The organism is Mesorhizobium australicum WSM2073 (genome assembly GCF_000230995.2).
GTDB classification, from domain to species: domain Bacteria; phylum Pseudomonadota; class Alphaproteobacteria; order Rhizobiales; family Rhizobiaceae; genus Mesorhizobium; species Mesorhizobium australicum.
Window position 1 is genome coordinate 1462125 of record NC_019973.1, and the last position, 26361, is coordinate 1488485.

30 protein-coding genes, 1 tRNA gene and 1 pseudogene are annotated in these 26361 nt (G+C 63.2%); 15 read left to right on the forward strand and 17 right to left on the reverse strand.

Features of this window, described 5'->3' with window-relative positions; translation table 11 throughout:
* Positions 1-3: 3 nt before the first annotated feature.
* Positions 4-468, forward strand: a complete 465-nt coding sequence (locus tag MESAU_RS06975) for an SRPBCC family protein (RefSeq protein WP_015315353.1) — start codon at positions 4-6, stop codon at positions 466-468.
* A gap of 26 nt (positions 469-494) precedes the next feature.
* Here MESAU_RS06975 and MESAU_RS06980 read toward each other — a convergent pair whose 3' ends face one another.
* The 3 genes and pseudogenes from MESAU_RS06980 to MESAU_RS06990 form a co-directional block, all read right to left on the reverse strand.
* Positions 495-758 carry an ArsR/SmtB family transcription factor gene (locus MESAU_RS06980; protein ID WP_010911936.1) on the reverse strand — a complete coding sequence of 88 codons (264 nt, stop codon included), beginning with the start codon at positions 756-758 and terminating at the stop codon, positions 495-497.
* 31 nt (positions 759-789) lie between these two features.
* Positions 790-2049: pseudogene (locus MESAU_RS06985) on the reverse strand (MFS transporter); the annotation flags it as partial.
* 76 nt (positions 2050-2125) lie between these two features.
* Positions 2126-2320, reverse strand: a complete 195-nt coding sequence (locus MESAU_RS06990; RefSeq protein WP_015315356.1) for a DUF1192 domain-containing protein — start codon at positions 2318-2320, stop codon at positions 2126-2128.
* A 122-nt stretch (positions 2321-2442) separates the two neighbouring features.
* Here MESAU_RS06990 and MESAU_RS06995 point away from each other — a divergent pair, with 122 nt between their 5' ends.
* The 3 genes from MESAU_RS06995 (at position 2443) to MESAU_RS07005 (ending at position 4852) form a co-directional block, all read left to right on the forward strand.
* Positions 2443-3453 carry an NAD(P)H-quinone oxidoreductase gene (locus MESAU_RS06995; RefSeq protein ID WP_015315357.1) on the forward strand — a complete coding sequence of 337 codons (1011 nt, stop codon included), beginning with the start codon at positions 2443-2445 and terminating at the stop codon, positions 3451-3453.
* A 201-nt stretch (positions 3454-3654) separates the two neighbouring features.
* On the forward strand, positions 3655-3795 hold the full coding sequence (locus MESAU_RS29920; protein ID WP_013892619.1) for a DUF1127 domain-containing protein: 141 nt from the start codon (positions 3655-3657) through the stop codon (positions 3793-3795).
* A 361-nt stretch (positions 3796-4156) separates the two neighbouring features.
* Positions 4157-4852: a DUF1013 domain-containing protein gene (locus MESAU_RS07005; RefSeq protein ID WP_015315358.1), complete on the forward strand. Its 696-nt coding sequence runs from the start codon at positions 4157-4159 to the stop codon at positions 4850-4852.
* A 63-nt stretch (positions 4853-4915) separates the two neighbouring features.
* Here MESAU_RS07005 and MESAU_RS07010 read toward each other — a convergent pair whose 3' ends face one another.
* The 4 genes from MESAU_RS07010 to MESAU_RS29925 all read right to left on the reverse strand — a co-directional run bounded on the left by MESAU_RS07010 (position 4916) and on the right by MESAU_RS29925 (position 7022).
* On the reverse strand, positions 4916-5635 hold the full coding sequence (locus MESAU_RS07010; protein ID WP_013529238.1) for a helix-turn-helix transcriptional regulator: 720 nt from the start codon (positions 5633-5635) through the stop codon (positions 4916-4918).
* Between the two features lie 72 nt (positions 5636-5707).
* Positions 5708-6115, reverse strand: coding sequence for a hypothetical protein (locus tag MESAU_RS07015; RefSeq protein WP_015315359.1), 408 nt, complete (start codon positions 6113-6115; stop codon positions 5708-5710).
* A gap of 64 nt (positions 6116-6179) precedes the next feature.
* Positions 6180-6770 carry a DJ-1/PfpI family protein gene (locus MESAU_RS07020; RefSeq protein ID WP_015315360.1) on the reverse strand — a complete coding sequence of 197 codons (591 nt, stop codon included), beginning with the start codon at positions 6768-6770 and terminating at the stop codon, positions 6180-6182.
* An 84-nt stretch (positions 6771-6854) separates the two neighbouring features.
* Entirely contained in the window at positions 6855-7022 is a 168-nt protein-coding gene (locus MESAU_RS29925; protein WP_015315361.1) for a hypothetical protein, read from the reverse strand.
* Between the two features lie 265 nt (positions 7023-7287).
* Here MESAU_RS29925 and MESAU_RS07025 point away from each other — a divergent pair, with 265 nt between their 5' ends.
* Together MESAU_RS07025 and MESAU_RS07030 are read left to right on the forward strand one after the other, a co-directional pair.
* Complete coding sequence (locus tag MESAU_RS07025; protein ID WP_015315362.1) at positions 7288-8241, forward strand: ring-cleaving dioxygenase; 954 nt, start codon at positions 7288-7290, stop codon at positions 8239-8241.
* 116 nt (positions 8242-8357) lie between these two features.
* On the forward strand, positions 8358-8519 hold the full coding sequence (locus MESAU_RS07030) for a hypothetical protein (RefSeq protein ID WP_015315363.1): 162 nt from the start codon (positions 8358-8360) through the stop codon (positions 8517-8519).
* A 25-nt stretch (positions 8520-8544) separates the two neighbouring features.
* Here the strand turns inward: MESAU_RS07030 and MESAU_RS07035 are convergent, their stop codons facing one another.
* The 7 genes from MESAU_RS07035 to tkt form a co-directional block, all read right to left on the reverse strand.
* Positions 8545-9261: an SGNH/GDSL hydrolase family protein gene (locus tag MESAU_RS07035; RefSeq protein WP_015315364.1), complete on the reverse strand. Its 717-nt coding sequence runs from the start codon at positions 9259-9261 to the stop codon at positions 8545-8547.
* A gap of 146 nt (positions 9262-9407) precedes the next feature.
* Positions 9408-10151: a DUF899 domain-containing protein gene (locus tag MESAU_RS07040; protein WP_015315365.1), complete on the reverse strand. Its 744-nt coding sequence runs from the start codon at positions 10149-10151 to the stop codon at positions 9408-9410.
* A 172-nt stretch (positions 10152-10323) separates the two neighbouring features.
* The gene (locus MESAU_RS07045) at positions 10324-11349 is read right to left on the reverse strand and encodes a class I fructose-bisphosphate aldolase (RefSeq protein WP_015315366.1); all 1026 of its coding nucleotides are present in this window, start codon (positions 11347-11349) and stop codon (positions 10324-10326) included.
* 145 nt (positions 11350-11494) lie between these two features.
* Positions 11495-12691 (reverse strand): phosphoglycerate kinase, encoded by a 1197-nt coding sequence (locus tag MESAU_RS07050; RefSeq protein WP_015315367.1) that lies wholly within the window; start codon positions 12689-12691, stop codon positions 11495-11497.
* 153 nt (positions 12692-12844) lie between these two features.
* Positions 12845-14725 carry a potassium/proton antiporter gene (locus MESAU_RS07055; protein WP_015315368.1) on the reverse strand — a complete coding sequence of 627 codons (1881 nt, stop codon included), beginning with the start codon at positions 14723-14725 and terminating at the stop codon, positions 12845-12847.
* Between the two features lie 182 nt (positions 14726-14907).
* A complete protein-coding gene (gene gap / locus MESAU_RS07060) occupies positions 14908-15918 on the reverse strand; it encodes a type I glyceraldehyde-3-phosphate dehydrogenase (RefSeq protein ID WP_015315369.1) in 1011 nt (336 codons plus the stop codon).
* 213 nt (positions 15919-16131) lie between these two features.
* Positions 16132-18123, reverse strand: a complete 1992-nt coding sequence (gene tkt / locus MESAU_RS07065) for a transketolase (protein WP_015315370.1) — start codon at positions 18121-18123, stop codon at positions 16132-16134.
* Positions 18124-18384: 261 nt separating this feature from the next.
* Between tkt and MESAU_RS07070 the strand changes: the two genes are divergently transcribed.
* From MESAU_RS07070 to MESAU_RS07085, 4 genes are all read left to right on the forward strand, one after another.
* The gene (locus MESAU_RS07070; RefSeq protein ID WP_015315371.1) at positions 18385-18657 is read left to right on the forward strand and encodes a DUF4164 domain-containing protein; all 273 of its coding nucleotides are present in this window, start codon (positions 18385-18387) and stop codon (positions 18655-18657) included.
* An 11-nt stretch (positions 18658-18668) separates the two neighbouring features.
* A complete protein-coding gene (locus tag MESAU_RS07075) occupies positions 18669-19034 on the forward strand; it encodes a cell division protein ZapA (RefSeq protein WP_015315372.1) in 366 nt (121 codons plus the stop codon).
* A gap of 209 nt (positions 19035-19243) precedes the next feature.
* On the forward strand, positions 19244-19903 hold the full coding sequence (locus tag MESAU_RS07080; protein ID WP_015315373.1) for a peroxiredoxin: 660 nt from the start codon (positions 19244-19246) through the stop codon (positions 19901-19903).
* Between the two features lie 145 nt (positions 19904-20048).
* Positions 20049-20921, forward strand: a complete 873-nt coding sequence (locus tag MESAU_RS07085) for an MBL fold metallo-hydrolase (RefSeq protein ID WP_041163303.1) — start codon at positions 20049-20051, stop codon at positions 20919-20921.
* An 86-nt stretch (positions 20922-21007) separates the two neighbouring features.
* On the opposite strand, the gene rpoH is transcribed toward MESAU_RS07085, so the two are convergent.
* Both rpoH and MESAU_RS07095 read right to left on the reverse strand, forming a co-directional pair.
* Positions 21008-21919, reverse strand: coding sequence for an RNA polymerase sigma factor RpoH (gene rpoH / locus MESAU_RS07090; RefSeq protein WP_015315375.1), 912 nt, complete (start codon positions 21917-21919; stop codon positions 21008-21010).
* A gap of 190 nt (positions 21920-22109) precedes the next feature.
* The gene (locus tag MESAU_RS07095) at positions 22110-23165 is read right to left on the reverse strand and encodes an RluA family pseudouridine synthase (protein WP_015315376.1); all 1056 of its coding nucleotides are present in this window, start codon (positions 23163-23165) and stop codon (positions 22110-22112) included.
* A gap of 26 nt (positions 23166-23191) precedes the next feature.
* Between MESAU_RS07095 and MESAU_RS07100 the strand changes: the two genes are divergently transcribed.
* The 4 genes from MESAU_RS07100 (at position 23192) to MESAU_RS07115 (ending at position 25347) form a co-directional block, all read left to right on the forward strand.
* On the forward strand, positions 23192-23575 hold the full coding sequence (locus MESAU_RS07100) for a hypothetical protein (RefSeq protein WP_015315377.1): 384 nt from the start codon (positions 23192-23194) through the stop codon (positions 23573-23575).
* Positions 23576-23611: 36 nt separating this feature from the next.
* Entirely contained in the window at positions 23612-24019 is a 408-nt protein-coding gene (locus MESAU_RS07105; RefSeq protein ID WP_015315378.1) for a VOC family protein, read from the forward strand.
* Between the two features lie 90 nt (positions 24020-24109).
* Positions 24110-24184, forward strand: a tRNA-Glu gene (locus MESAU_RS07110).
* 797 nt (positions 24185-24981) lie between these two features.
* Positions 24982-25347, forward strand: a complete 366-nt coding sequence (locus MESAU_RS07115; RefSeq protein WP_015315379.1) for a hypothetical protein — start codon at positions 24982-24984, stop codon at positions 25345-25347.
* 101 nt (positions 25348-25448) lie between these two features.
* Here MESAU_RS07115 and MESAU_RS07120 read toward each other — a convergent pair whose 3' ends face one another.
* On the reverse strand, positions 25449-25664 hold the full coding sequence (locus MESAU_RS07120) for a hypothetical protein (RefSeq protein WP_015315380.1): 216 nt from the start codon (positions 25662-25664) through the stop codon (positions 25449-25451).
* Positions 25665-25937: 273 nt separating this feature from the next.
* Here MESAU_RS07120 and MESAU_RS07125 point away from each other — a divergent pair, with 273 nt between their 5' ends.
* Entirely contained in the window at positions 25938-26174 is a 237-nt protein-coding gene (locus tag MESAU_RS07125; RefSeq protein ID WP_015315381.1) for a hypothetical protein, read from the forward strand.
* Positions 26175-26361: the final 187 nt, after the last annotated feature.

The window sequence follows — 26361 nt, forward strand, 5'->3', positions numbered from 1 at the left end:
GCCATGACCGAACGTTCCGTCGTCCACTCCACCTTCGTTATCGAGCGCCTCTATCCGGCGGCGCCATCGAAGGTCTTTTTCGCGCTCAGCAATCCGGACGCCAAGCGGCACTGGTTCACCGATCCGGGCAACCCGATGCCCAGCCGATACGAACTGGACTTTCGCGTCGGCGGCAAGGAGATCAATGCCGGAGGGCCGAAGGATGGGCCGATCCACGTCTACACCGCCACTTACTGGGATATCGTGCCCGACCAGCGCATCGTCTACAGCTACGACATGCTGTTTGGCGATATCAGAATTTCGGTGTCGCTGGCCACGATCGAACTTTTTGCCGAAGACAAGAGCACGCGCCTGGTGCTGACCGAGCAGGGCGCTTTCCTGGATGGCCATGACACGTCCGGCACACGCGAGCATGGGACCGGGGTGTTGCTCGATCTTCTCGGCAAGTTTTTGCGGATAGAAACCTGATCGTTGTGGCCGCTGACCGAAGAGGATCAGGCTTCCCAGAATTGATCGAGCCAGATGTTGAGTCTGAGGAAGCCGGCATTGCTCACCGTATAGACACGCCGCGTCCCTTCAGCCTTGGCATTGACCAGTCCGGCGTCGAGCAACACTTTCAGATGCTGTGATACCGCCGGGCGGGAGACTGGCAGCCCGGCCGCCAATTCGTTGACGGTCTTCGGACCGCGTCGAAGTTCTTCCAGAAGATGGCGCCGATTGGGATCGGCGATCGCCATGAAGGCGTCGGAAAACATCATGCCTCATTTGTGAGGCAAAGTTTTTCAAATCTCAACTGTTTGCTTCTGCTTTTCTTCTCGGATCGAGCCGCAATGCTTCGGGGGTCACCGAGCGGTCGGCCGGCTGCGTCTTGAAGGCATCGCGATCTCCGATCGGCACCGGCGCGCGGCGGCTGATGCGCAGCAGCGTGTAGCCGGCCAGCGACAGATGCGCGAAGGCTGTCGCCAGGAACAGGCCCTCCGGGCGCATCCAGCCCATCAGGGCGGCGGCCAGCAACGGCCCGATCATGGTGCCGAAGCCGTAAAGCAGCAGCAGCCCGCCCGACACCTTGACGAAATCTTCCGACCGGGCGTGGTCGTTGGCATGCGCTACGGCGATCGAATAGAGCGTGTAGGCGAAAGCGCCGTAGGCGGCGGTGAAGACGAGGACGAAGACCGCCGAGCGCGGCTCGAACAGGAAGATGAGCAGCGCAAACAGCGCCGCGCCGAAGGCGGCACCGGCCAGCACGAAACGCCGGTCGGTCTTGTCGGAGAGGCGCCCGGCCGGAAGTTGCATGGCGGCGCCGGCGACGACCACCAGGCTCATCATCAAGGCGATCTCGGCGGTGGAGATTCCGATGCGGGCGCCGTAGACGGCGCCGAGCGTGCCCCAGGCGCCGTTGGCGATGCCGATCAAAAGGCAAGCGATCGCCGACACCGGCGAGTTGGCGTAGAGTCCCTTGACGTCGAGCTTGACGTCCTGCAGCGGCTTGGGATGCGAGGCGGTCGACACGGCCGTCGGGATCAGTGACAGGCAAAACAGGATGCCGGTGATCATGAACAACGACGCCGATTTCACGTCGCCGCCGGCGACGATCATCTGGCCGCCCATGATCGAGGCATAGGTGACCATCATGTAAAGGCCGAAAACGGTGCCGCGGTTCTCGTTGGTGGCTTTCTCGTTCAGCCAGCTTTCGATGACCATGAAGGCGCCGGCCATGGTGAAGCCGGTAAAGGCACGCAGCAGGATCCAGACATACTCGTCGATGATCAGGCCGGTGAGCAGTGCCACGATCGCGCCGGACGCGGCAAAGGCGCCGAAGGCGCGCACATGTCCGGCGCGGCGCACGATGCGCGGCGCAAAGAAACAGCCGGTGACGAAGCCGCCGGCCCAAGCCGTGCCCATCAGGCCGAGCGAAGCGGTCGAGAACCCTTCCACCTGGCCGCGCAAGGGCAGCAGCAGCCCGTGCAGTCCCGATGCAGCCAGAAGAAAGGCGGTGCCGCGAAGCAGGGAAAGGATCGGTCTGTAGGCTGCGAGCATTTTTTGATCCGGCTGGGGACTGGGCGGGGACGCAGGTTTAAAGGCAGTCGCATTCGGTTTTCGGCGGCGGGCGGTTACCTCAGCGAACTTATCCGCGACGGAACAGCGCCTCGGCAGCCGACTTGGTGGTGTCCTTGGTCTTGAGTTCGGCCTCCAGCCGGGCGATCTCGTCGCGCAGGATGCCGATGCGCTCGGACAGTTCACCGACGGAAAGCAGCGACAGGTCTTGCCCGATCTCGTGCGGACGTGCCTTCTTCTTGGGTTCGTCGTCGAAGATCGCCATGGCTGCTCCTCCTCCGCCAGACCAGATTGGCCATTTGCCTGATTTGGCAATGAGCATACATAGGGCAAGGGCGTCGATGCAAACAGCCGGTAAGAGTGCGGCGAGGAAAGACGGAAAACTTCATGGCGAGCGGACAGAAAATTCCGGCACGGATGACGGCGATCGCTATCTCGGAGCCGGGTGGCCCACGGGTGCTGAAACCGGAAACGCGCGACGTACCGCAGCCCGGCCCCGGCGAAATCCTGATCAAGGTGCATGCCGCCGGCGTCAACCGGCCGGACGTGCAGCAGCGCAAGGGGGCCTACCCGCCTCCGCCCGGTGCATCGGACCTGCCGGGCCTCGAGGTGTCGGGAGAAGTGGCCGCTCTTGGCGACCAGATATCGCGCTGGCGCATCGGGGACAGGGTCTGCGCGCTCACGCCCGGCGGCGGCTATGCCGAATATGTCAGGGTTCATGCAGGCAGCGTTCTGCCACTGCCGGCGGGCTTCACCCACACGGAAGCGGCGGCGGTGCCGGAAAACTATTTCACCGTCTGGCACAATGTGTTCGAACGCGGCGGCCTGAAGAAGGGTGAGACACTGCTCGTCCATGGCGGCTCGTCCGGCATCGGCACCACGACGATCCAGCTCGCCTCGGCCTTCGGCGCTTATGTGATCACCACCGCCGGATCCCAGGAGAAATGCGACGCCTGCCTGAAGATCGGAGCCGACCGTGCGATCAATTACCGCGAGCAGGATTTCGTCACCGCGGTCAAGGAGGTGACCGAAGGCCGAGGCGCCAACGTCATCCTCGACATGGTCGGCGGCGACTATGTCCAGCGAAACTACGAGGCCGCCGCTGTCGAGGGCCGGATCGTGCAGATCGCGGTTCAGGCAGGCGCTGTCGCCAGTGCCGATTTTTCCAAGGTAATGGTCAAGCGGCTGACCCATACGGGCTCGACGCTCAGGCCGCGCACAGTCGAATTCAAGGCGGCGATCGCGGCGGCGCTGGAGGCACAGGTGTGGCCTCTGCTGGGCACGCGCAAGGTGGCACCGGTGATGGACATGATCTACCCGCTTACCGACGCATGGCGCGCGCATGAGCGGATGGAGGAGGGGGAGCATATCGGCAAGATCGTGCTCGACGTCGGCTAGGACGCCAGCATTTTCGGCTCGGCCCGACCGGATCTCGACACGGTCTGGCCAGCGTCCTTCGCCCCTGCCCACAAGATGAACACAAGCTTAATGGTGCAATGCAGCATTTGCATCATTGCTATGCAAAATCGGCTGTTCAAGTCCCGCCCGATGATCACTATTTGAGCATCATCGAAACGAACCCAATTCAGGAGGACTACCATGAACCCGATCCGTGCTTTCCGTAACTGGCGCATGTACAACGAGACCGTTCGCGAACTGAACCGCCTCAACGCCCGTCAGCTCAGCGACCTCGGCATCAACCGCGGCGACATCGAGCGGATCGCCCGTCAGGCGATCTGATTGCAAGCGCGACCCGCCGCAAGGCAGGGTCGCAATGCAGAGCCGCCGCAGACGCTTGTCGTCGCCGGTTCCAAACCCGCTGGACCCTGTCCGGCGGGTTTTGTCTTTTGGGGGATTGGATTCATCTCGGCTTCGGCGTGATATGCCATGGCGATCCGCGGCAAATGCGGCGGCAGGGTTTGGACCGCCGTGGCAAACGTTAGCCGTCACCGCGTGCCTCGGTTGGCCACGTCGTTCCCAGCTCTTCCAAAAACGTTGCGAAACGACCTGAGAGCAGTTATACAGGCCGCGAATTTCCCATTTTGGTGGCTCTAAACCACCGCCCGCGCGGGAACGCGGGCGAAGGAGAAGGATTTTTGAAATGGCCAATACGCTCTTGATGCCCAAGGCGACCGCCGTCTGGCTGGTCGACAACACCGCGCTCTCCTTTGAGCAGATCGCGCAGTTCTGCGGGCTGCATCCGCTCGAGGTCAAGGCGATCGCCGACGGAGAATCGGCGCAAGGCATCAAGGGCATGGATCCGATCATGACCGGCCAGCTGACCCGCGACGAGATCGCGCGCGCCGAGAAGGATCCGAACCAGCGCCTGAAGCTTTCCGACCCCAAGGTGCGGGTACCCGAATCCAAGCGCAAGGGCCCGCGCTATACGCCGCTGTCGAAACGTCAGGACCGGCCGAACGCCATCCTGTGGCTGGTGCGCAATCATCCAGAGCTGAAGGACGCGCAGATTTCGCGCCTCGTCGGCACCACCAAGTCAACGATCGAGCAGATCCGCGAACGCAAGCACTGGAATTCGGCCAATCTGCAGCCGATGGACCCGGTGACGCTGGGTCTCGCCTCGCAGATCGACCTCGACATGGAAGTCAACCGCGCCTCGCGCGGCCGCGAACAGGCGCAGCCGGTCGGCGACACGCTGCTGCCGGCGGCATTGACCGAGCGGTTGGTGCCTGCACCGGAGAAGCCGAAGGACGAGGACGCGGAGCTCGATGCAAACGCCGTCTTCGCCAAGCTGTCGGCGCTGAAGTCGAAGGACACCGATACGGACGACGAGGAATAGGCTTTTCGCGAACGGAACAAAATAGCCCGCTTCGAGCGGGCTATTTTGTGCGGCCGGCAAGTCTCAGCTTCGCGCCGCGCGGTCGGGCGCCATGCCGTAGTCCTCGCTGCGCTCCACCGCCCGGTAAAAATCGGCAAGCTGCTTGCCGCGCTCCGGCTTGAAGATCCGGCCGGCGATGACCACGGAGGCAATGCGGTCGATGCGGAAGGCGCGGAAATCATCGCGCATCTCGCACCAGGCGACCAGCGTCCACACCTTGCCCCAGAACCACAGGCCGAGCGGCCTGATATCGCGCGCGGTGCCGCGGCCGGCTTCGTCCGAGTAGTCGATGGTCAGCACCTGGCGCTTTTCGACCGCGCGCTCGATCAGGTCGATCGCCTCGCGGGCGGCATCGCTGACCACCCACATCGGCGTGTGGATCTCGGTGCGGGCGATGCGGTCTTTCTCGGCATCGGGCAGCACGGCACCGATCTTGACCAGTGCTTCGTCGGCGGCCCGCGCCATGGCGGCGCCGCCAAAGGCGCGCACCATGCGGGCGCCGGCTACCAGCGCCACGATCTCGTCACGCGTGAACATCAGCGGCGGAAGGTCGAAACCCTCCCTCATCATATAGCCAACGCCAGCCTCGCCGTCGATCGGCACTCCGGTCGACTGCAGGTCGGCTATGTCGCGGTAAATGGTTCGCTCGGAAACCTCGAGCCATGTGCCGAGCTTCTGGGCGGTGACAAGGCGGCCACCACGCAGATGCTGCACGATCTGAAAGAGCCTGTCGGCGCGGCGCATCGTTTGCTTCCCCAGTGTTTTTCCCATGCATGCCGTGGCTCCCTGACCGGATCCACTTCCACATGACATGCATTACGGCTTCAGCCCTTCGCGCTTGCGCTGCGCGGCGACGAATTCCGCGCCGAAGGACAGTTTCCTCGTTGTCGGCGTCTTCGCATCGAGAACGCGCCAGAAGGGAGCGACGTCGCTGAGCGTCATGCCGCGCTCGAGATCCTCCTTGGCAGCCTCGGCGACCGTACGCGGATGATAGCCCATGGTGACCGGGCATGTCACTTCGGCGCCATGCTCGATGGCAAGGGCCGTGCGCAGCGCGCGAACGTCCATATCGACGCCTTCGGGGATGGAGCGGATGAAATCGTCGACCTGGCGCGCGGTCGGCACCAGCATGGGCTGGCCTTCGATAACGTCCCCTACCGTGCGCGGCGTTGGCTTCACGCCGTTGATGCCAGGCGCGTTCAGCCTGTCGTTCCAGTGTTTCATCGATCGTCCTTGGCCGGCCATGCGCATTGTCCCACCATCGCACGCACCTCCTGACAGCATGCTGTCAGGAGGCTTCAGCATACTCCTTGGCGAACAGCGTCCGCATCTGCGCGAGTTCGCTGCCTTTTTCCGGGTAGAGCGTCTGCAGGAAGGCAAGGGCGAAAGTGCCGGGCGCCGAACCTGGCGCGGACACGATTTTGCCGTCGGCCACGGCATGTGGCACATCCTGATAATTGCCGTCGCCTGCATAGCCGGACTCGTGACGGCTGATCCAGTCACGGCCATTGCTGGTATGTCTGGCGTTCTCGAACATGCCGGCTCGGGCCAGCGCCAGCGTTCCCGCACAGATGCCACCAACGACACCGCCGCGCGATGCGACAGCCATCAGCAGTTCGGCAGCATCCGGCGGCGTCTTGCCCGCCCAGTGGTCGGAACCGATGACGGCCACGGCATCGAGATCGGTATTCTCATTGATGCTGGCCGAGCGGTCTGGCGTCAGCTTAAAACCGCTGATTCCGGTCACCGGCTTGCCGTCGGGCGTCAGCGACACGGCGCGAGCGCCGAACCATTCGACCGCCGAGGCCGCCAGCAGCCCATATTCCCAGTCGGCAAAACCTTCGATGAACAGAAAGCCGATTGTCTTCTGATCGGACATGAGCTCGCTCCATCCCTCGCGCGCCGGACTTGATATCTGGGTGCTGACGCGTGAGCATCCAACCGCTGCGTTGAAAATTTCGTCTCAATTGCCGTGATGGCGACGCTCGGCATACATGTCCGGCCAGCCGATATCCTTGCGAATGTCTGCGGGTAGCGCGTTCATGAACCGCTGGGTCCGGATCTCGTTGCGCATCGTGCGGATCTTGCCGACATAATGCTGCATGCCGCGCAGAATGGTAAAACCGTTCATGACCAATCTCCTCTCTCTAACTGGAGACACTATCGCACACCCCTCCTGACAGCAGTCTGTCAGGAGGATGGCAGGTCGTGTGGCGACTGTTCCGTTCTTGTCGTGACGGGTCACGCGAGCGCGGATTGTTCACTAAGGCAGGGCTAATCGAGGCAGTATTGTTCATAGCTTGGCGACGGACTGTCGGGATAGGCGGCCTTCAGCGAAGTGACCGGAGTTCTGATATGAAAGGAGAAAATTCTTCCCCAAAAACAGGGAGACCACCATGAGCTTGCAACTGACAGGAATTCACCACCTGACCGCCATCACCGCCAATGCGCCCGGCAATCTTCACTTCTACACGAGGCTGCTGGGGCTGCGGCTGGTCAAGAAGACAGTGAACCAGGACGATACCTCGGCCTACCATCTCTTTTACGCCGACGCCGAGGCAACGCCGGGTACCGACCTCACCTTCTTCGACTGGCCGATCGGCCGCGAACGGCGCGGCACACACAGCATCGCGCGGACCAGCCTCAGGGTCGGCAGCCAGGAGAGCCTTGGCTGGTGGAAGCAGCACCTTGCCAGCGAGGGCATCGTGACAGGAGAGATTGCCGATATCGGCGGCTACAAGTCACTGGATTTCGAGGACCCCGAAGGCCAGCGCCTGCGGCTCGTCAGCGATGGCGGCAAGGGCGGCAGCCATCCCTGGGCGCAAAGCCCGGTGCCGGCCGAGCATCAGATCCGCGGACTGGGGCCGATCGTTATCAGTGTTCCCGACATCACCAACACCGAGGCGGTGCTGGCCAGGGTGATGAACATGCGCAAGGTCCGCGACTATGCCTCGCCTGATGGCGAGGGCCAGGTCCACGTTTTCGAAATGGGCGCGGGCGGGCCGGCGGCGGAGCTTCATGTGGCCGTGCAGCCCGGGCTGGCACCCGCAAGGCAAGGCGCCGGTGCGGTTCACCATGTCGCCTTCAGGGCGCCGGACGAGGAGACGCTGCATCAGTGGACGGCGCGCCTGGCGGAATTCCGGCTGCCGTCAAGCGGCGAGGTCGAGCGCTACTACTTCCGCTCGCTCTATTTCCGTGAGCCGAACGGCATCCTGTTCGAGATTGCCACCGACGGGCCAGGGTTCACCGCCGACGAGCCGCTGGAGACGCTGGGCGAAAGCCTTGCCCTGCCGCCGTTCCTGGAGGCAAAACGCGCATCGATCGAGGCTGGCCTCAAGCCGCTGAAGTAGATTGCTGCGCGGTCAAGGCGTGCGTCGCGTTCCAGTTCGGGTTCGCGGCGCCTTTTCTTTCCCGGAGACCGAACGAACCGCTTTGACAGGCGCAAGCGTTGCTGGTCAAAGGCAGCATGACGAAACTCCTCGCCCTTGTCATCGTCGGGTTCATGGTCATCCAGCTCATCAAGCCGCTCGGCTGGCCGGGGCTCAGGCGCCGCGGCGATTTCTGGAAATTGGCATTGCTCGCCATGGCGGCGATCTCACTGGCGGCCGTGCTCGGGCACTTGACATAGGCCTGGGGACAGCTGCGGTCGCTCTTCAGCCGGCAAGCACTGGGCCGACGAGATGTTCCGCCCAGGCCCGGTAGCCGGCCTCCGAGGCATGAAACCCGTCGGAAGCAAAACCGGCCTCGGGGTTGGTGATCGGCAGGCGCGGCGCCGGCACCGCGCCGCGCTCCAGGCAGAGGCGTTCGCCCATCCGGTTCATCGCGGTGGCGCGGATCTCGAGGATCTTGCCGAGCAGCGATGGCATGGCTGGCGCACGCGTGAACTCCAGCACCGGCGACCATACCACGCGCGCCTCCGGCCATTTGGCGCGCAGCGCGTAGAGGAGGCCGCCGAACTCCTTCTTGAAGCGCGGCACGGAATGAAAATTCTTGGTGTCGTTGGTGCCGATGGCGAGCACGATATGCGTCCACGGATCAGCCGACAGATTGGGCAGGACATGGTCGCGGATCTGACCAGATGTCGCCGAATTGAAGCCGGCGGCACGCCAGCGCACAGCGCCGCCGGTGCGCTGTGCAATCATGACGGCAAGCTGCGCGGCAAGCCCGTTTTCGGAATTGCCGATGCCGACCGAGGCGGCGGAGGAATCGCCCAGCACCAACAGCGAGATCGCCGGAGCCTGGCCCGAGATCTCGTGCATGACCGGTCCCCGCGCCGGCAGCATGCGCGAGGTGCGGCGGCGGACACCCAAGCCCTGCCAGACATAGATCGGGAAGGCGAGCCAGGTGAGGAAGGTCGGAAAGCGTCGCATCGCTGGTCCATTGAACTGGTTTGCGACCAGCATCTAACGCATGTCGCGAGAGAGGTGAACGAGCATCTCCGGCGAAAACAGGATCGCCTCGAACGCTCTACCCCTTTGTTTTACGCAATTCCGAAGGCGCTCCGCACTTTTGCTGGTCAGCCATCGTGGCAATCGTGCTCCGCTTGCGGCTCGCCTGCATATTCGTCATGCAGCCGCACCCAATCCATCAGGTTGCGGTAGAGGCCGGTCTCACCCCGGCCCTTCGGCGTCAGGTCCAGATAGTGGTAGGCGCCGATCAGTTGTTCGCCGCCACGGGCACGCGAAACGAAGGTCAGGAAGATATCGCCGTTCTCGTCCCTGTAGAAAACGCTGGCGCCCGGAAGCTCCTTCGATGTCCGGGGTCGGGTCTCGAAGTTGTAGGTGGTGTCGCCAGCCGCGATCTGCCTGTCGGTGAAGGAGACCTGCATGTCGAAGTTGAAATCCGACGCATAGGACGACACCCAGTCGAACTTCCAGCCCATGCGCTGCCTGTAGGCTACAAGCTCGTCCAGCGGCGCGCGCGAGATCACTACCAGCGATACGTCGTGGTGCATGAGGTGCTGGTTGGCACCGTCGATATGATCGGCAAGAAAGGAGCAGCCTTCGCAATGATTGACGCAGCCCGGCCCGAACATGAAATGGTAGACGATCAGCTGGCTGTTGGCGCCAAACAGATCGGCAAGTTTCTTCGGCCCCCTTTCGGTCTCGAAGACGTAGTCCTTGCGAATTTTCAACCAGGGGAGTTCGCGCCGCTCGGCCGCGACGCGCTCGCGAAGCCGCGTCAGTTCCTTCTCGCGGGCCAGATGTGCCTTATGAGCCTCGAACCATTCTTCGCGCGAAACGACCTTGTTGCGATGCATGAACTTCTCCCTGTCTGCACCCCAAGGACGTACGGGATGGGCTCGCCCCGACATCGCCGCTGTCAGGAATGCTCAGAGAAAATAAGAATTCGAATGCCTTGACCCAAGGCCGGTGCGCCAAACAAAACCCGGGCACGTCTGCCCGGGTTCGAAGGGACGGATAGCAGGGGCTTCAGGCAGCCTGTTCCAGGCTCGCCTTCCATTTCCCAAGTGCCGCCAGGTGGTTCATGTGGGCGCGGTGGGTGAAGGCGGCCTGGCCGGCGGCGATGTTCGAGGCCTTGCCGCTCCATGCCTTCTGCGGGGCGGCCTGCAGCGCGCGGCCATAGGAGAAGGTCAGCTTCCACGGATGCGGGCCGATGGCGTTGATGGCATTGAGGTTGGCGGTCGCTTCCTCGTCATCCTGGCCGCCGGAGAGGAAGGCAATGCCCGGCACCGCGGCCGGCACCGTCTCGCGGAACAGCTTTATCGTCTTCTCCGCGACTTGCTCAGGACTGTCCACCGTGCCCGACTTCTTGCCAGAAAGCACCATGTTGGGCTTCAGGATCGTGCCTTCGAGGACAACACCGGCAGCGTGGAGCTCGTCATAGAGTTTTATCAGCGTCGCCTTGGAGACCTCAAAACAAGTGTCGATGTCGTGAGCGCCGTCCATCAGCACTTCGGGCTCGACGATCGGCACGATGCCGGCCTCCTGGCAAAGTGCGGCATAGCGGGCAAGCGCATGGGTGTTCGAGTTGATCGAATTGACCGAAGGCACGCCCTTGCCGGTGTCGATGTCGATCACCGCGCGCCATTTGGCGAAGCGGGCGCCGAGCTTGTAATAGTCGGCAAGCCGCTCGCGCAAGCCGTCGAGGCCTTCGGTAATGGTGTCGCCGGGAAAGCCGGCCAGCGGCTTGGCGCCGGCATCGACCTTGATGCCTGGAATTGCGCCCGCCGCCTTGATGATGTCGACCAGCGGCGTGCCGTCGGCGGCCTTCTGGCGAATGGTCTCGTCATAGAGGATGACGCCGGAAATGTATTTGGCCATCGCGTCCTTGGCGCGGAACATCATCTCGCGGTAGTCGCGGCGGCTGTCGGGGGTAGATTCGACGCCGATGACGTCGAAGCGCTTCTTGATCGTGCCGGAGCTTTCATCGGCGGCCAGCAGGCCCTTGCCGTTGGCCACAATCGCGGCGGCAATGTCTTCGAGACGTTCGCTCATTATGCTTCTCCTAACCGGTTGGTATCGGCCAGCAGGACACTACCGCCAAAGGAATGACGCCGGAAAGCTCGAATCGAGCGAAAGTGGCCGGCGCTGCCGCCAGCTCCCTTCGAGTTGATCGAATTGCCGGTGAGCCGTCGTGCCCTCAGCGCTTCAGCACGTCCACGCCGGGCAATGGCTTGCCTTCCATCCATTCCAGGAAGGCGCCGCCGGCGGTCGAGACATAGGTGAAGTCGTCGGCGACACCGGCGTGGTTCAATGCAGCCACGGTATCGCCGCCGCCGGCGACCGAAACCAGCTTGCCCGCCTTTGTGCGCGCCGCCGCATGCTTGGCCGCCGCCACCGTGGCGTGATCGAACGGCTCGATCTCGAAGGCGCCGAGCGGTCCGTTCCAGACCAGCGTCGCGGCGCGGTCGATCCACTCGCCGATCGTCGTCACGGTCTTGGCGCCGACATCGAGGATCATGCCATCGGCCGGCACGTCGGAGATGGCGATGGTCTCGCAGGCCGCACCCGCCTTGAATTCCTTGGCGACGACGCCGTCGACCGGCAGGATGATGGCGCAGCCGGCCTCCGCCGCTTCGATCATGATCTGCTTGGCGGTCGGAGCCAGGTCGTGCTCGCACAGCGACTTGCCGACATCGGTGCCGCGCGCGGCGAGGAAGGTGTTGGCCATGCCGCCGCCGATGACCAGCGCATCAACCTTCTTCACCAGGTTCATCAACAGGTCGATCTTCGTCGAGACCTTGGCGCCGCCGACGATGGCAACGACCGGACGGACCGGGTTGCCCAGGCCCTTCTCCAGCGCCTCGAGTTCGGCCTGCATGGTGCGGCCGGCGAAGGAGGGCAAGAGGTGCGCCAGCCCTTCAGTCGACGAATGGGCGCGGTGGGCGGCGGAAAAGGCATCGTTGACGAAGATGTCGCCATTGGCGGCGAGCCGTTCGGTAAAAGCGGGATCGTTCTTCTCTTCGGCCTTGTAGAAGCGGGTGTTTTCCAGGAGCAGCACGTCGCCCTTGTCCATTGCGGCGACAGCGCTGCCTGCCGTGTCGCCGATGCAGTCGGAGGCGAATCCAACGGGACGGCCGAGCACCTCAGCCGTCGCCCTGGCGATCGGCTCCAGCGAGAATTCAGGCGAGGGACCATCCTTGGGCCGACCGAAATGGGCGAGCAGGATGACCTTGGCGCCCTTGCCGGACAATTCGGCGATGGTCGGCGCGATGCGTTCGATGCGGGTGGCGTCGGTGACCTTGCCCTCAGCGACGGGAACGTTGAGGTCGACGCGCACCAGCACGCGCTTGCCGCTGATGTTGCCGATATCGTCCAGTGTCTTGAAGACAGCCATGCCGGTTCCCTTTCGTCTGAAATCGCCGGGACCATACCTCGCATCAATGACGATGCAAGGCTTGGCTGGGGCCGGGTGCGAAATTTTGAGGCGGACGGGGACATAGTCCGTGAAGACCGCCCGGCCTATGTCAGGGGCGAACGGTCGCCCGCGTCAGCTTTCGGCCGACGCTTTCTCGACCGGGGGCTCAGGGGTGTCATCCGCCTGTGTGGCCCCCCGCGCCTCAGCCGGCTTGCGCCAGCTGCGGATAAAGGCGGCGAGACGGTCGCCGATCTCGCCGGCGCTCAGGAAGACAGGCACGCGCGCCACCGGCGCGGTCGGCTCGAAGGACAGGCCGAGCCCGGTGATTTTGCCCTTGTCGTCGACGTCGCGCACAATCAGCTCGATCGGACCAAGCAGCACGCGGTCCGCATATTCGGCATGGCCGCCGAGCCGCGCCGTGATCAGCGCACCGACGGTCTGTTTCTGCTCGGCCTCGCTGAGACCGGGCGCATAGGCTGCTTCCAGTTCGGCGGCGGACCGTGCCGGATCGACGGCGAAGGCGCCGAAGAAATCGGCATCCTCCGGGTCGACGACGGCGCGGCTGGCGAACAGCTTGTCGAGCAGGCGGGGATAGCGATCGGGCACGAAGATGTAGACTTGATCGCCGGCGGCGAGCCGGCCCATGTCCTGGAAACGCATCGAGCGGCCGTCACGCAGCACCAGCGAGGGCCGCGCCCATCGCGGGATGCGTTCGCCGCGCGCCACCGGACTGCCCGGCGCCACACGATAGGCAAGGAGTTCGTGATGCGCGGAGCCGGGCAGTTCCAGTTCGACCTTGTCCAGCGGTCCGAGCCGGGCCGGCACGATCAGGCCGAGGCGCCGCGCCAGCGGGCCGACGGTCCAGCCCTGTATGACCAGGGACACCAGAACGATGATGAAGGCGGCGTTGAAGATGGTGCGGCCGTTTTCCAGCCCGCCGAGCAGCGGTGTGATGGCGAGCAGGATGGACACGGCGCCGCGCAGGCCGACCCAGGAGACGAAGGCGACTTCGGGACGCGGCAGGCGGAACGGGACCAGGCAGAGCCAGACCGCGACAGGACGGGCGACGAACATCAGGAACAGGCCAAGCGCTATCGCAGGCACCATGATCGCCGGGAACTGCGAGGGCGTCGCGAACAGGCCGAGGATGAGGAACATGATGATCTGCGCCAGCCACGACATGCCGTCCTGGAAGCGCTTGAGGATGGTGACAGCGCGGATGTCGGAATTGCCGGCGATGAGCCCGGCGATATAGACCGCCAGGAAGCCGGAGCCGCCGATGGCTCCGGCGGCGGCAAAGACCATCAAGGACAGCGTCAGCACGAAGATCGGCAGCAGGCCATGGTCGAGGTTGAGCCGATCGACAAGACGCACGATGGCGAGGCCGCCGAGCACGCCGACGATAGCGCCAAGGCCCATGTTGATGAGGAAGCCGAGGATCAGATTGGTGACCAGGACATTGGCTTCGGGGTTGGCGTGGGCGGCGATGATCTCGACCAGCGTGATGGTCAGGAAGATGGCGATCGGATCATTGGTGCCCGATTCCACCTCGAGCGTGGAGCGCACGCGCTCGCGCAGATTGATTTCGCCGGCGCGCAGCAGGAAGAACACCGCCGCCGCGTCGGTCGAGGCGACGGCTGCGCCGAGCAGGAAGGATTCCAGCCAGCTGAGGTCGAGCAGGTAGTAGGCGGCGGCGCCGAACAGGCCAGTGGTGAGAAGGACGCCGAAGGTCGCCAGCGACAGGGCTGGTCCTGCCGCCTGCCGCAGGGCGTTGAGTGGCGTGCCGAAACCGGAATCGAACAGGATGACGGCTAGCGCCAGTGAGCCGGCAAAATAAGCGATGCGGGCATTGTCGAACTGGATGCCGAGCCCGTCGGTCCCGGTGGCGAGCCCGATGCACAGAAACAGGAGCAGGAGCGGGGCGCCGAAGCGAAAGGCGATCAGGCTCGAAAACGCCGCGGCGACAACAAGCGCCGTGCCGACCAGCGTAACGAGATAGATCGCATGCTCCATCCGTGATTTGCCCCTCGAATTCCTCTGTCTCCTGGCTTCGCGGCAGAGTGGGGCGAAGGCGTGACCAGTGCAAGGCGGGAGGGTGGTTTTTTGCCCGGCGCCGCCGATTTTCGCGTTGCTGCTCCGGCAAATGAAAACGCCCGGACTAGGCCGGGCGTTTCGAGTGTCGGGAAGATCGATCTTCAGGCGATGGTCTTGCCGAAAGCCACGGCGGTGTCGCCCATGCGGTTGGAAAAGCCCCATTCATTGTCGTACCAGGACAGCACCGAAACGAAGTTGCCGTCCATCACCTTGGTCTGGTCGAGCGCCATGATCGAGGAACGCGGATCGTGGTTGAAGTCGATCGACACGTTCGGGTGATGGGTGACGCCGAGGATGCCCTTCAGCTTGCCGTTGGAGGCGGCGATGACCGCCTCGTTGATTTCCTGCACCGTCGTCGAGCGCTTGGCGATGAACTTGAAGTCGACGACCGAGACGTTCGGCGTCGGCACGCGGATCGAGATGCCGTCGAGCTTGCCCTTGAGGTCGGGCAGGACGAGGCCGATCGCCTTGGCGGCGCCGGTCGAGGTCGGGATCTGCGACAGGGCGGCGGCGCGGGCGCGGTAGAGATCCTTGTGCATGGTGTCCAGCGTCGGCTGGTCGCCCGTGTAGGAATGGATCGTCGTCATCATTCCCTTTTCGATGCCGACGGTCTCATGCAGGACGGCCGCCAGCGGCGCCAGGCAGTTGGTGGTGCAGGACGCATTCGAGATGACGATGTGGTCCTTGGTCAGCTTGTCGTGGTTGATGCCGTAGACGACGGTCAAGTCAGCGCCGTCGGCGGGCGCCGAGACCAGCACGCGCTTGGCGCCGGCGGTCAGGTGCGCGGCGGCCTTGTCGCGGGCGGTGAAGATGCCGGTGCATTCGAGCGCGATGTCGATGCCGAGTTCCTTCCACGGCAGCTGCGTCGGATCCTTGATCGCGGTGACCTTGAACTTCTCCTTGCCGACGCTGATCTGGTCGCCGTCGACCGACACTTCATGCGGAAAGCGGCCGTGCACGCTGTCAAAGCGCAGCAGGTGGGCGTTGGTCTCGACCGGACCGAGATCGTTAACGGCGACGACATCGATATCCTTGCGGCCGGACTCATGGATGGCGCGCAGGATGTTGCGGCCGATGCGGCCAAATCCGTTGATGGCAACTCTGACAGTCATTTTTCTCTCCCGGGGAGCTGGAGGGCAGACGATTGATCCGCAGCTTCATAGCGGCGGACGGGCAAAGAATCCAGCCGCAACGGGCTGGATTTAAATCGATTAGGTTGGGCCAGCCTGGCAAAACCGCTTTTCACGCGATCTCGCCGGGTATTTTGTTTCGTGCATGTCGTTATCTCAAGACCGCGACACACTTTTGGGCGACATGCCCGGGCCTCATCTGCCGTGCAGGCGGGCTTCCGCCGCCTTGGCGGCCGCCTCGGCGGTGATGCCGAAATGCGGATAAAGCTGTTCGATCGTACCGCTCGCACCGAAGCCGGTCATGCCGATGAAGATGCCGTCCGAGCCGATGAGATGATCCCAGCCCTGGCGGATGCCGGCCTCGATCGCCATCTTGATCGGTGCGTCGCCGATCGTCTTCTTGCGATAGGCGTCGGTCTGCTTGTCGAACAGTTCGAAGCAAGGCACCGAGACGACACGGGTCGGATGGCCATGTTTTTCCAGAAGGTCGCGTGCGCCAAGCGCGATCTCGACCTCGGAACCGGTGGCGAAGATCGTCACGGCGGCGTCGCCGCTGGCGGCGGCGAGCTCATAGGCCCCCTGGCTGCTCAGGTTCTTTTCGGTGAACTCGGTGCGCACCGTCGGCAGGTTCTGGCGGGTCAGCGCCAGGGTCGACGGCGTCTTTTCGGATTCGAGCGCGATCTGCCAGCATTCGGCGGTTTCCACCGCGTCGGCCGGACGGAACACATTGTGGTTGGGAATGGCGCGCAGGGCGGCCATGTGCTCGACCGGCTGGTGGGTCGGCCCGTCTTCGCCCAGACCGATGGAATCATGGGTCATGACGAAGATCGAGCGGATACCCATCAGCGAGGCAAGCCGCATCGAGGGGCGGGCATAGTCGGAGAAGCACAGGAAGGTGCCGCCATAGGCAATGACGCCGCCATGCAGCGTCAGGCCATTGATCGCGGCAGCCATGCCGTGTTCGCGGATGCCGTAATGGACATAGCGCTGGCCGTAATCGTCCGGCGTGATGTTCTTGGTCTGGCTGGTCTTGGTGTTGTTGGAGCCGGTCAGGTCGGCCGAGCCGCCGATGGTTTCCGGCACCGCACCATTGATGACTTCCAGCGCCATTTCCGACGATTTGCGGGTCGCGACCTTCGGCTTGTCGGCTGAAAGCTTCTTCTTGTAGTCGGCGATGACGGCGTCGAAATTCGCCGGCAGCTTGCCACTGGTGCGGCGCTCGAACTCGGCCTTCAGCTTTGGATCGGCCTTGGCCAGGCGGCCTTCCCAGTCCGTGCGCGCCTTGACGCCGGCCTTGCCGGCGGAGCGCCAGGCATCGAGAATGTCAGCCGGGATCTCGAAGGGCGGCGAGTCCCAGTTGAAGAACTTGCGCGCGCCAGCGATCTCGTCTGGGCCGAGCGGCGAGCCATGCGCCTTGTTGGTGCCGGCCTTGGTCGGGGCACCGAAGCCGATGGTCGTCTTGCAGGCGATCATCGTCGGCTTGTCGGAATGGCGGGCGGCCTCGATGGCATAGGCGATCGCTTCCGGATCGGTGCCGTCGATGTGGCTGGCGTTCCAGCCGGAGGCCTGGAAGCGCGCGACTTGGTCGGTGTTGTCGGCGAGCGAAACCGGACCGTCGATCGAGATGTTGTTGTTGTCCCAGAAGACAATCAGCTTGTTGAGCTTGAGGTGACCGGCAAGGGCGATGGCTTCCTGGGAAACACCTTCCATCAGGCAGCCGTCGCCGGCCAGCACATAGGTGTAGTGGTCGACAAGGTCGTTGCCGAAGGCGGCGTTCATGATGCGCTCGCCGAGCGCGAAGCCGACCGAGTTGGCGAGGCCCTGGCCGAGCGGGCCGGTCGTGGTCTCGATGCCGGTGGCGTGGCCATATTCGGGATGGCCGGCGGTTTTCGAGCCCAACTGGCGGAAGTGCTTGATCTGGTCGATGGTCATGTCTTCGTAGCCGGTCAGGTGCAGCAACGAATAGAGCAGCATCGAACCATGGCCCGCCGACAGGATGAAGCGGTCACGGTCGGCCCAATGCGGGGCCTTGGGATCGTATTTCAGGAAGCGGGTGAACAGCACCGTGGCAATGTCGGCGCAACCCATGGGCAGGCCGGGATGGCCGGAATTCGCCTTCTCGACGGCGTCCATGGAGAGAAAACGGATCGCATTGGCCATCCGGTCATGTTGTTCACGCGACGTCATGGTACCTCCAGGGTGGGGGTTTGGGGGCTTGGGAGAGCCCTTGAAAAGGGTGCGCGACACATAGCAGGCGCGGGCTTTTAGTCAACAAATCGGGTGCAGATTTGCCGGTCTTGTGATGTCGGCGGTGGACCTACTTTAGCGTTAGCGGGGGACAGTCGCGAGAGCTTTATTGACGTTGCCTTCACCCGGTGCCTAATGTTTCCGGGATAACGCGTTCTGAACGCGAACGATTCGGTGATGGGCAGGGCACAGGACGAAGCCATGACCGGGGAAACCACGCTCAAGGAAGTGATCGCCAGGCTGAGCAAGGCCATCGAAGGGCTGGAAAACGCCGTCGCGGCCAAGCTCGAGCATGAACGCGACTATTCGGAAGCCGAGGCCGAAGTACAGCGGATGAATGCCGACCGCTCGCGGTTGGCGCAGGAACTCGACAATTCCGAAGCGCGCGCCGAACGGCTGGAAGACGCCAACAAGGAAGTGTCGCGACGGCTGGTGACCGCGATGGAAACCATCCGCGCCGTGTTGGACAGATAGGAGCTGGCCCGATGGCACAGGTCACGGTTTCAATCGACGGCAAGCAGTACCGCATGGCCTGCGACGAGGGTCAGGAAGAGCATCTGATCGATCTCGCCGAGCGTTTCGACCGCTATGTCTCGCACCTGAAGGATTCCTTCGGCGAGATCGGCGACCAGCGGCTGACCGTCATGGCCGGCATCATGGTGATGGACGAGCTTTCCGAGCTGCAGAAGCGCGTCAAGGGCATGGAAAGCGAAGTGCTGACCTTGCGCAAGACGCGCGACGAGGCGTTGACCAAGGCCGACAAGAGCGACAGCGTGCTGACCAGCGCGCTCGGCGCCCTGGCGCAGCGCATGGAAGATTTGTCGGCGACGCTGGCAATCAACAAGGCCTGAGGCGTCTTTGCCGATTCCTGCCGCTTGTCTCATGCCCGATACCACGACGTATTTTTGGCCTGATCCCGCGCGTGGGGAAAAATTTTTGCCCATCGAGTGAATGGCCGTCATCTCCAGCGTTTAATCAATCGCGCTGCGGTGCTACGATCAGGTGCCGGGCGCCGGGCGGCGAAGATACCGGCCACATTCACAAGGGGTAGGGATAGGTCATGAGTCTTCGTATCAACGATATCGCGCCGGACTTCACCGCCGAGACCACGCAGGGAGCCATCAAATTCCATGACTGGATCGGCGACGGCTGGGCGATCCTGTTCAGCCATCCGAAGAATTTCACGCCGGTCTGCACGACCGAGCTTGGCACGATGGCCGGGCTCGAGGGCGAGTTCAAGAAGCGCAACGTCAAGATCATCGGCATTTCGGTCGACCCGGTCGAAAGCCATGGCAAATGGCAGGACGACATCAAGACGGCGACCGGCCATTCGGTGCATTATCCGCTGATCGGCGACAAGGACCTCAAGGTCGCCAAGCTTTATGACATGCTGCCAGGCGGCGCCGGCGAAACCTCGGAAGGCCGCACACCCGCCGACAACGCCACCGTGCGCTCGGTCTACGTCATCGGGCCGGACAAGAAGATCAAGCTGGTGCTGACCTATCCGATGACCACGGGGCGCAACTTCGACGAGATTCTGCGGGCGGTCGATTCCATGCAACTCACCGCCAAGCATCAAGTGGCGACGCCGGCGAACTGGAAACAAGGTGAGGACGTCATCATCACCGCCGCCGTTTCCAACGAGGATGCGATCAAGCGCTTCGGCGCCTACGAGACCATCCTGCCTTATCTCAGGAAGACCAAGCAGCCCTCCGCCTGAGCCAGCACGCCGGAATGGTTTCCGGCGTTTTCCGCTCCTGCGAACCAAGTCATGCTTGACTGGTTCGTCGGGGCGGACAACCATGCTCACGGTGGGTTCCGGCGGAGAAAATCGTTCCTGCCGGCTAGGTCTGGGGAAGCCGGACGTGCAGATAACTTTGGCGAAGCCGCAGGTCAGCGGGTTTTATGACAAGCCGACCGGGGCCATCCAGTATGTCGTCGCTGACCCGGCGACGAAGCGATGCGCCATTATCGATCCGATCCTCGACTTTGATGAAAAATCCGGCGCGACGAGTACGATGAGCGCGGATAGCTTGCTCGATTTCATTGGGGAAAACGGGCTGGAGCTCGAGTGGATTCTCGATACCCATCCCCACGCTGACCATTTCTCGGCGGCGCATTACCTGAAACAGAGGACCGGCGCGCCGATGGCGATCGGCGACAAGGTCGTCGACGTCCAGGCACTGTGGAAGGTGATCTATAACTGGCCGGACTTTCCGGCAGACGGCTCACAGTGGGACAGGCTGTTCGCCGAGGGCGAGACCTTCCGGATCGGAACCCTTCCGGTCAGGGTGCTGTTCTCGCCTGGACATACATTGGCATCGATCACCTATGTGATCGGTGACGCCGGCTTCATCCACGACACCCTGTTCATGCCCGACAGCGGCACGGCAAGAACGGACTTTCCCGGTGGAAGCGCCGCGCGGTTGTGGCGCTCGATCCAGGGCATCCTGGCCTTGCCGGAGGAAACCCGGCTGTTCGTCGGCCATGATTACCAGGCCGGCGGGCGCGAACCGATGTGGGAAAGCACGGTCGCGGCGCAGAAGGCGACCAACATCCATCTTGTCACCGCGCGTACAGAGGCCGAGTTCGTCGCGCTACGCGAGGCGCGCGATCGCACATTGCCGATGCCGCGGCTGATCCTGCATGCGCTGCAGGTCAACATCAATGGGGGGCGGCTGCCGGAGCCGGAAGCCAATGGCCGGCGCTACCTCAAATTTCCGCTGGATTCGCTTTGAGGCAACCGTCGTCCCGGCTGCGGCGTACAAAAAAGGCGGCGCCAGTTTCCTGACGCCGCCCTGCTACTTCCTGCGCGAAGCCGGCTTTAAGCCGCCGGCTGTGCCTCGATGGTGCGCAGCGCCTGCATCTGGCGCTTGGCGGCGGCCTTGACCGCATCCTGCACCTTCTCGAAGGCGCGCACCTCGATCTGCCGCACGCGCTCGCGGCTGATGTCGAACTCGGCCGACAGTTCCTCGAGCGTCAGCGGCTCCTCGGCGAGGCGGCGCGCCTCGAAGATGCGCCGCTCGCGATCGTTGAGCACGGCCAGAGCGCCCGACAGCATGCCGCGCCGGTTTTCCAGCTCGTCCTGCTCGATCAGCATCTCTTCCTGGCTTTCGTGGTCGTCGACCAGCCAGTCCTGCCATTCGCCGGACTCGCCTTCCGTCGCCCGGATCGGCGCGTTGAGTGACGCGTCGCCGGACAGCCGGCGGTTCATCGACACCACTTCGGCCTCGGAAACGTTCAGCCGCGTGGCGATCTCGGCGATCTGGTCGGGCTTGAGGTCGCCATCGTCCAGCGCCTGGATCTTGCCCTTCACCTTGCGGAGATTGAAGAACAGACGCTTCTGGTTGGCGGTCGTGCCCATCTTGACCAGGCTCCACGAGCGCAGGATGTATTCCTGGATCGAGGCCTTGATCCACCACATGGCGTAGGTGGCGAGACGGAAACCGCGCTCGGGTTCGAATTTCTTGACGGCCTGCATGAGGCCGACATTGCCTTCCGAGATCACTTCGCCGATCGGCAGGCCATAGCCGCGATAGCCCATGGCGATCTTGGCGACGAGCCTCAAATGGCTGGTGACGAGCTTGTGCGCGGCCGTGGTGTCTTCATGCTCGGCGTAACGCTTGGCGAGCATGTACTCTTCCTGCGGCTGAAGCATGGGAAAGCGGCGGATTTCTTCCAGATAGCGGCTGAGGCCGCCTTCACCGGAAACGATACTGGGTAATGACTGGGCCATGATAGCGCCCCCTCTCTATTGGAGTGATGCCCCCGAAACGCGGCAGGCATGTGACGCGAACACCAAAAGGCTCGCTCGCGACAACAGATCTTATACAGGAACAAAACCAGAAAAGACAGGCATTTGTTCAACACGAAACAGTGTGTCACGCTGAAGTGAACAATGCCACTCAGGTTTTTTGATGGCAGGTTCAGAGCTTGCGAAAGCCGCCGACGAGTTCCTCCATGTCCCCCGGTAACGGCGCCTCGAACCTCATCGTTAGATGGGTAGTCGGGTGCCGAAATGCAAGGAGCCATGCATGCAAAGCTTGCCGGGAAAATGCCTCGACCTGGCGTTTCAGCGGTTCGGGCAGCCGATTGGCCTTGGTGCGGAAGGCTAGCCCGTAGTCCGGGTCGCCAATCACGGGATGGCCGATATGGGCCATGTGGACGCGGATCTGGTGGGTGCGACCGGTTTCCAGCCGGCATTCGACGAGGCTAGCGGCAGCGAATTCCCGCTGGCCCTCGCCGAAACGCTCCTGCACGGCAAAACGGGTGACCGCGTGGCGTGCGTCGTCGCGGCCTTCCGGCACCACGGCGCGGCGAACCCGGTCGGAGGCGCGGCCAAGCGGTGCATCGATCGTTCCGGTCGGCCTCTGCGGTATGCCCCAGACCAGCGCCAGGTAGGCGCGCTCGAGATCGCCGGTCAGGCCGTGGTCGGCGAACGCCTCCGACAGAGCCTTGTGGGCACGGTCGGTCTTGGCGACCACCATGACGCCGCTGGTCTCCTTGTCGAGGCGATGGACGATGCCCGGGCGGCGCACCCCGCCAATGCCTGACAGGCTGTCGCCGCAATGATGAATCAGCGCATTGACCAGCGTGCCGGTCCAGTTGCCGGCGCCGGGGTGCACGACGAGCCCCGCCGGCTTGTTGATGACGATCAACTCGTCGTCTTCGTAGAGCACGTCGAGCGCAATGTTCTCGCCCTGCGGCTGCGCCGGCTCCGGTTCCGGCATGGCTACGGACACATTTTCGCCCGCGCGCATCTTGCGCTTGGTTTCGGCGACCGGCTTGCCGTCGATGACGACGGCGCCTTGCCTGATCAGCATCTGCACGCGACTGCGTGACATGTCCGGGCCAAGGGCTGCCGCCAGCCACTGATCGAGCCGTTGGCCGGCCGCATCCGCGCCGGCGACCAGCAAGGTGGGCGCGGCCTCTATCAACAGGTCCTCTATCAATTCGGGGGCCTCTTCGCTATGAGCGCTCATCGAAAAACCATTCCGGAATGTTTGCCATGGCCCGGCCCGATGCCGATGAAGAGCAGGAAAAGCCGCTCGCCCCCGAAGTCGACAAGCTGCGCGGCAAGCTCATCCGCTTCATGGCCATCAATCTCGGCCTGCTCTTTCTGGCTCTTATGGTGGTGATCGCGGCGATTGTCTACAAATCACGCAAAGCAACGCCGGTGAGCCCGCCGCTGGCCGGCGACGTCCAGGTGCCCGCCGGCGAACCGCTCAGCGGGGACATCGTGCTGCCGGTTGGCGCCAAGGTGGTCGGTCAGTCACTGTCGGGCAGCCGCCTTTCGATCGACGCCGAGCTTGCCGACGGCAGCCGTGCGATCTTCGTCTACGATATCGCCGAGCGCCGCCTGATTGGCCGTTTTGCGATCCGCAACAAATAGGCAGGCGCCAATGCGGCAAACACATTTGCCACGGACATGACCGGCTTCGCCGAACATCGTCGTGTCGCGACAGTGGCGCTGGTCGTCGCCAGCTATGACGAGGCGATCGCCTGGTATGTCGAGCGGCTGGGTTTTACGCTGACGGAGGATATCGATCTCGGCGGCGGCAAGCGGTGGGTCACGGTCGCGCCGTCAGACGGGCAGGGCGCCAGGCTGCTGCTGGCCGAGGCGTCCGACGAGACGCAGAGGAAAAGCATCGGCAACCAGACCGGCGGCCGGGTTTTTCTCTTCCTCGAAACCGACGATTTTGCCGGCGACCATGCAGCGATGCTGGACAAGGGCGTCGAATTCCGCGAGGCGCCGCGTCACGAAGCCTATGGCACGGTGGCGGTTTTCGCCGATCTGCATGGCAATCTGTGGGACCTGATCCAGCCGAAACGGTAACGCGGGGGCGGCTTTTCATTCGATGCGGCAAAGCCGCCGAACCCCAGTTGCTTTTTCCCGGCCGTCAGCCTATATCGCCCCTTCTTGAGCGCGCCCATCGTCTAGCGGTCAGGACACCGCCCTCTCACGGCGGGAACAGGGGTTCGATTCCCCTTGGGCGTACCAGGCAACGGTCCTGTCGTTGACCTACAGACAATCCTGCAGTTTCGGACCCGTCCCGCATGGGCTCCGCATGCTCGAAAGAGCGCGCAAAGCCTGCGAGAGGCCGGGGCTTCCCCATACCCCAAATCCACCCAATTTAAGTCAAGCCGCGACGCTTGAAAGCACTGCGATCTCTGATACTTGCGGTGCGGGGATAGCTTTCGCGGCAACGCGGGTTTTGGGTCGGGTAGAGTTTGGAATGGCCTCTGTTGGGACGACATGCACGCACTGCCATGGCGGTGGAAAGGTTTTCGACTGCTCAAGATGGCGTGCCTCAAAAGGGTATTGCTGCCCGCACGGGACACATCAAAGCGGTTGCCCGGGAAAGACCATGATATGCGCGCAGTGTGCCGGGCTTGGAACGATACCAGAAACCGAGTTCAGGGCCGTCGCGTAGGCCGTCCTATCGCGACAATCATGGACATCGCGGCCATCTATTCCTAGCCTTGCGGGTGGGGACGGCAGGCAGGTTAAGGTTTGGTTTACCAATAGCCTGTCTACTGGGGACAATTCGCTTTCGGCCTGCGACCACGGATGTACTGGCGCAGTTGTCGAGGCGGAAAGGAAAGGTCGGCTCTGTGCCGGCCTTTTTGCTTTTTCGGGCTACATGGCTCGCCTCGGCCAGGCGCCAGGGCGGCTTCGCAGTCGGCTTTCTTCGAACAACTTTTTGGCAAGGGATATTGTCATTGCCCATGTCGGCTCTACCATCGATCACAGCAGTCCGGCGGGTTGCCGGACCGTCGTGACGATGAGGGCTTGCGATGAAACGTGTTGCAAAACTGGCGATTGCGGGTGTGATGTCGGCAGGTGTCGTATGCGCATCTGCCGCAACGCTCAACACTATGGACGATGTCGGGACCGCGATCCAGTCCTGCTGGACACCGCCTGCCGGTGCCGGAGATTCGACTGTAACCCTGAGTTTCAGTTTCAAGCGCGACGGTACTCTGATAGGGCCGCCGCGACCAACCGCCGCCAAGGTGGCTGGCGACGACAAGGCACGTAAGGCGTTCATCGATGCGGCAATAGCGGCGGTGAAGAATTGCACGCCGCTGAGTTTATCGCCGGAGCTGTCGCAAGGGATTGCCGGCAACGTGTTCACGCAGCAATTCGTTTCGCCCAAGCAATAGCGGTAGCGCCCAAAGAACGCCTGCCATGGAGCGGGCATCGGCACGGGTGTTCGTCGAACCGGAGAACCGGGTCGGGTGTCGTTTCCCCCGATCGCCGCAGATCAATGGCTCAGGCGCCGTGCTTCGGCATGCCGTGCCAGATCCGGGGTCTCGAAGACGTAGTCGCTCCAGGCCGAATCCGGAATCTGCCCGGCCAGATAGCACTCCAGTAACAGGTTTTGCTCGGGGTTGAGCGGCCGTGGGGCACGCCCGTGATCCAGCCCGAGGGAGTGAAAAAGGTTTCTTGTCAGCTCCGATACGGTGAAATGCATCGACATCGCGCGTTCTCCTTTGCGCCTCAACGCGGCAGTACGGGCAAAGGTTTCAGTGCCGGACACCGGTAACGTCTGATTGATCGCAGGCTCGACGCATCGGCCCGCCGACGGCCACCCAGCTCCAGTCGATCGAGGCCGGCCAGCGGACGGTGCGTGTGGTCGGCCCCGCCTTTTTCCCGGCTGAATGACCCACGAGTGTTCTCGCGGGAACGGCCGTCTTCGGAACAGGGGCCCGCTTCCCGGCGTTGTGGTCGATATCAGGCAGGGAGAAGCGCCATGGCCACGTTCAGGGAAATGCGGGTACTGGAGATCGTCGAAGACGGCTCCCTGACTACCGACCAGAAGATCGCTGAATTGCGCAAGATCGAATCCGAGGCGCGCGGGCTGCAACGGGCGGCGTCGGAGAGCCCGATGGGCGACGATGACGGCTGGCAGGACGATCTGCGCCAGGTTCGGCTTGCTCTCGACAAGCTCGGCGCCAAGGAACCGAGGAAGGGCGCGGCAACGCTATAGAGCCGAACCGTTCCAAAGCACGCCGCGTCGAAGCGGATTCAGGCGCCGCGCTTTAGGTCTTTGTTTTTATGCATTAGTCGCAAACCATGCGAACTCTTTGGCCGGGAGCGCTTACGTTCCTGCATGCCAATTGTTTTTCGGGGCCCGATGACGGAGGAGAGGGCGTTGTCGCCCTGGTCTGAGACCG

Excerpts from the sequence above, each read along its gene's own strand:
- MESAU_RS06975 (WP_015315353.1), top strand. The coding sequence starts at position 4 with ATGACCGAACGTTCCGTCGTCCACTCCACCTTCGTTATCGAGCGCCTC.
- MESAU_RS06980 (WP_010911936.1), bottom strand. The coding sequence starts at position 758 with ATGATGTTTTCCGACGCCTTCATGGCGATCGCCGATCCCAATCGGCGC.
- MESAU_RS06990 (WP_015315356.1), bottom strand. The coding sequence starts at position 2,320 with ATGGCGATCTTCGACGACGAACCCAAGAAGAAGGCACGTCCGCACGAG.
- MESAU_RS06995 (WP_015315357.1), top strand. The coding sequence starts at position 2,443 with ATGGCGAGCGGACAGAAAATTCCGGCACGGATGACGGCGATCGCTATC.
- MESAU_RS29920 (WP_013892619.1), top strand. The coding sequence starts at position 3,655 with ATGAACCCGATCCGTGCTTTCCGTAACTGGCGCATGTACAACGAGACC.
- MESAU_RS07005 (WP_015315358.1), top strand. The coding sequence starts at position 4,157 with ATGGCCAATACGCTCTTGATGCCCAAGGCGACCGCCGTCTGGCTGGTC.
- MESAU_RS07010 (WP_013529238.1), bottom strand. The coding sequence starts at position 5,635 with ATGCGCCGCGCCGACAGGCTCTTTCAGATCGTGCAGCATCTGCGTGGT.
- MESAU_RS07015 (WP_015315359.1), bottom strand. The coding sequence starts at position 6,115 with ATGAAACACTGGAACGACAGGCTGAACGCGCCTGGCATCAACGGCGTG.
- MESAU_RS07020 (WP_015315360.1), bottom strand. The coding sequence starts at position 6,770 with ATGTCCGATCAGAAGACAATCGGCTTTCTGTTCATCGAAGGTTTTGCC.
- MESAU_RS29925 (WP_015315361.1), bottom strand. The coding sequence starts at position 7,022 with ATGAACGGTTTTACCATTCTGCGCGGCATGCAGCATTATGTCGGCAAG.
- MESAU_RS07025 (WP_015315362.1), top strand. The coding sequence starts at position 7,288 with ATGAGCTTGCAACTGACAGGAATTCACCACCTGACCGCCATCACCGCC.
- MESAU_RS07030 (WP_015315363.1), top strand. The coding sequence starts at position 8,358 with ATGACGAAACTCCTCGCCCTTGTCATCGTCGGGTTCATGGTCATCCAG.
- MESAU_RS07035 (WP_015315364.1), bottom strand. The coding sequence starts at position 9,261 with ATGCGACGCTTTCCGACCTTCCTCACCTGGCTCGCCTTCCCGATCTAT.
- MESAU_RS07040 (WP_015315365.1), bottom strand. The coding sequence starts at position 10,151 with ATGCATCGCAACAAGGTCGTTTCGCGCGAAGAATGGTTCGAGGCTCAT.
- MESAU_RS07045 (WP_015315366.1), bottom strand. The coding sequence starts at position 11,349 with ATGAGCGAACGTCTCGAAGACATTGCCGCCGCGATTGTGGCCAACGGC.
- MESAU_RS07050 (WP_015315367.1), bottom strand. The coding sequence starts at position 12,691 with ATGGCTGTCTTCAAGACACTGGACGATATCGGCAACATCAGCGGCAAG.
- MESAU_RS07055 (WP_015315368.1), bottom strand. The coding sequence starts at position 14,725 with ATGGAGCATGCGATCTATCTCGTTACGCTGGTCGGCACGGCGCTTGTT.
- gap (WP_015315369.1), bottom strand. The coding sequence starts at position 15,918 with ATGACTGTCAGAGTTGCCATCAACGGATTTGGCCGCATCGGCCGCAAC.
- tkt (WP_015315370.1), bottom strand. The coding sequence starts at position 18,123 with ATGACGTCGCGTGAACAACATGACCGGATGGCCAATGCGATCCGTTTT.
- MESAU_RS07070 (WP_015315371.1), top strand. The coding sequence starts at position 18,385 with ATGACCGGGGAAACCACGCTCAAGGAAGTGATCGCCAGGCTGAGCAAG.
- MESAU_RS07075 (WP_015315372.1), top strand. The coding sequence starts at position 18,669 with ATGGCACAGGTCACGGTTTCAATCGACGGCAAGCAGTACCGCATGGCC.
- MESAU_RS07080 (WP_015315373.1), top strand. The coding sequence starts at position 19,244 with ATGAGTCTTCGTATCAACGATATCGCGCCGGACTTCACCGCCGAGACC.
- rpoH (WP_015315375.1), bottom strand. The coding sequence starts at position 21,919 with ATGGCCCAGTCATTACCCAGTATCGTTTCCGGTGAAGGCGGCCTCAGC.
- MESAU_RS07095 (WP_015315376.1), bottom strand. The coding sequence starts at position 23,165 with ATGAGCGCTCATAGCGAAGAGGCCCCCGAATTGATAGAGGACCTGTTG.
- MESAU_RS07100 (WP_015315377.1), top strand. The coding sequence starts at position 23,192 with ATGGCCCGGCCCGATGCCGATGAAGAGCAGGAAAAGCCGCTCGCCCCC.
- MESAU_RS07105 (WP_015315378.1), top strand. The coding sequence starts at position 23,612 with ATGACCGGCTTCGCCGAACATCGTCGTGTCGCGACAGTGGCGCTGGTC.
- MESAU_RS07115 (WP_015315379.1), top strand. The coding sequence starts at position 24,982 with ATGAAACGTGTTGCAAAACTGGCGATTGCGGGTGTGATGTCGGCAGGT.
- MESAU_RS07120 (WP_015315380.1), bottom strand. The coding sequence starts at position 25,664 with ATGTCGATGCATTTCACCGTATCGGAGCTGACAAGAAACCTTTTTCAC.
- MESAU_RS07125 (WP_015315381.1), top strand. The coding sequence starts at position 25,938 with ATGGCCACGTTCAGGGAAATGCGGGTACTGGAGATCGTCGAAGACGGC.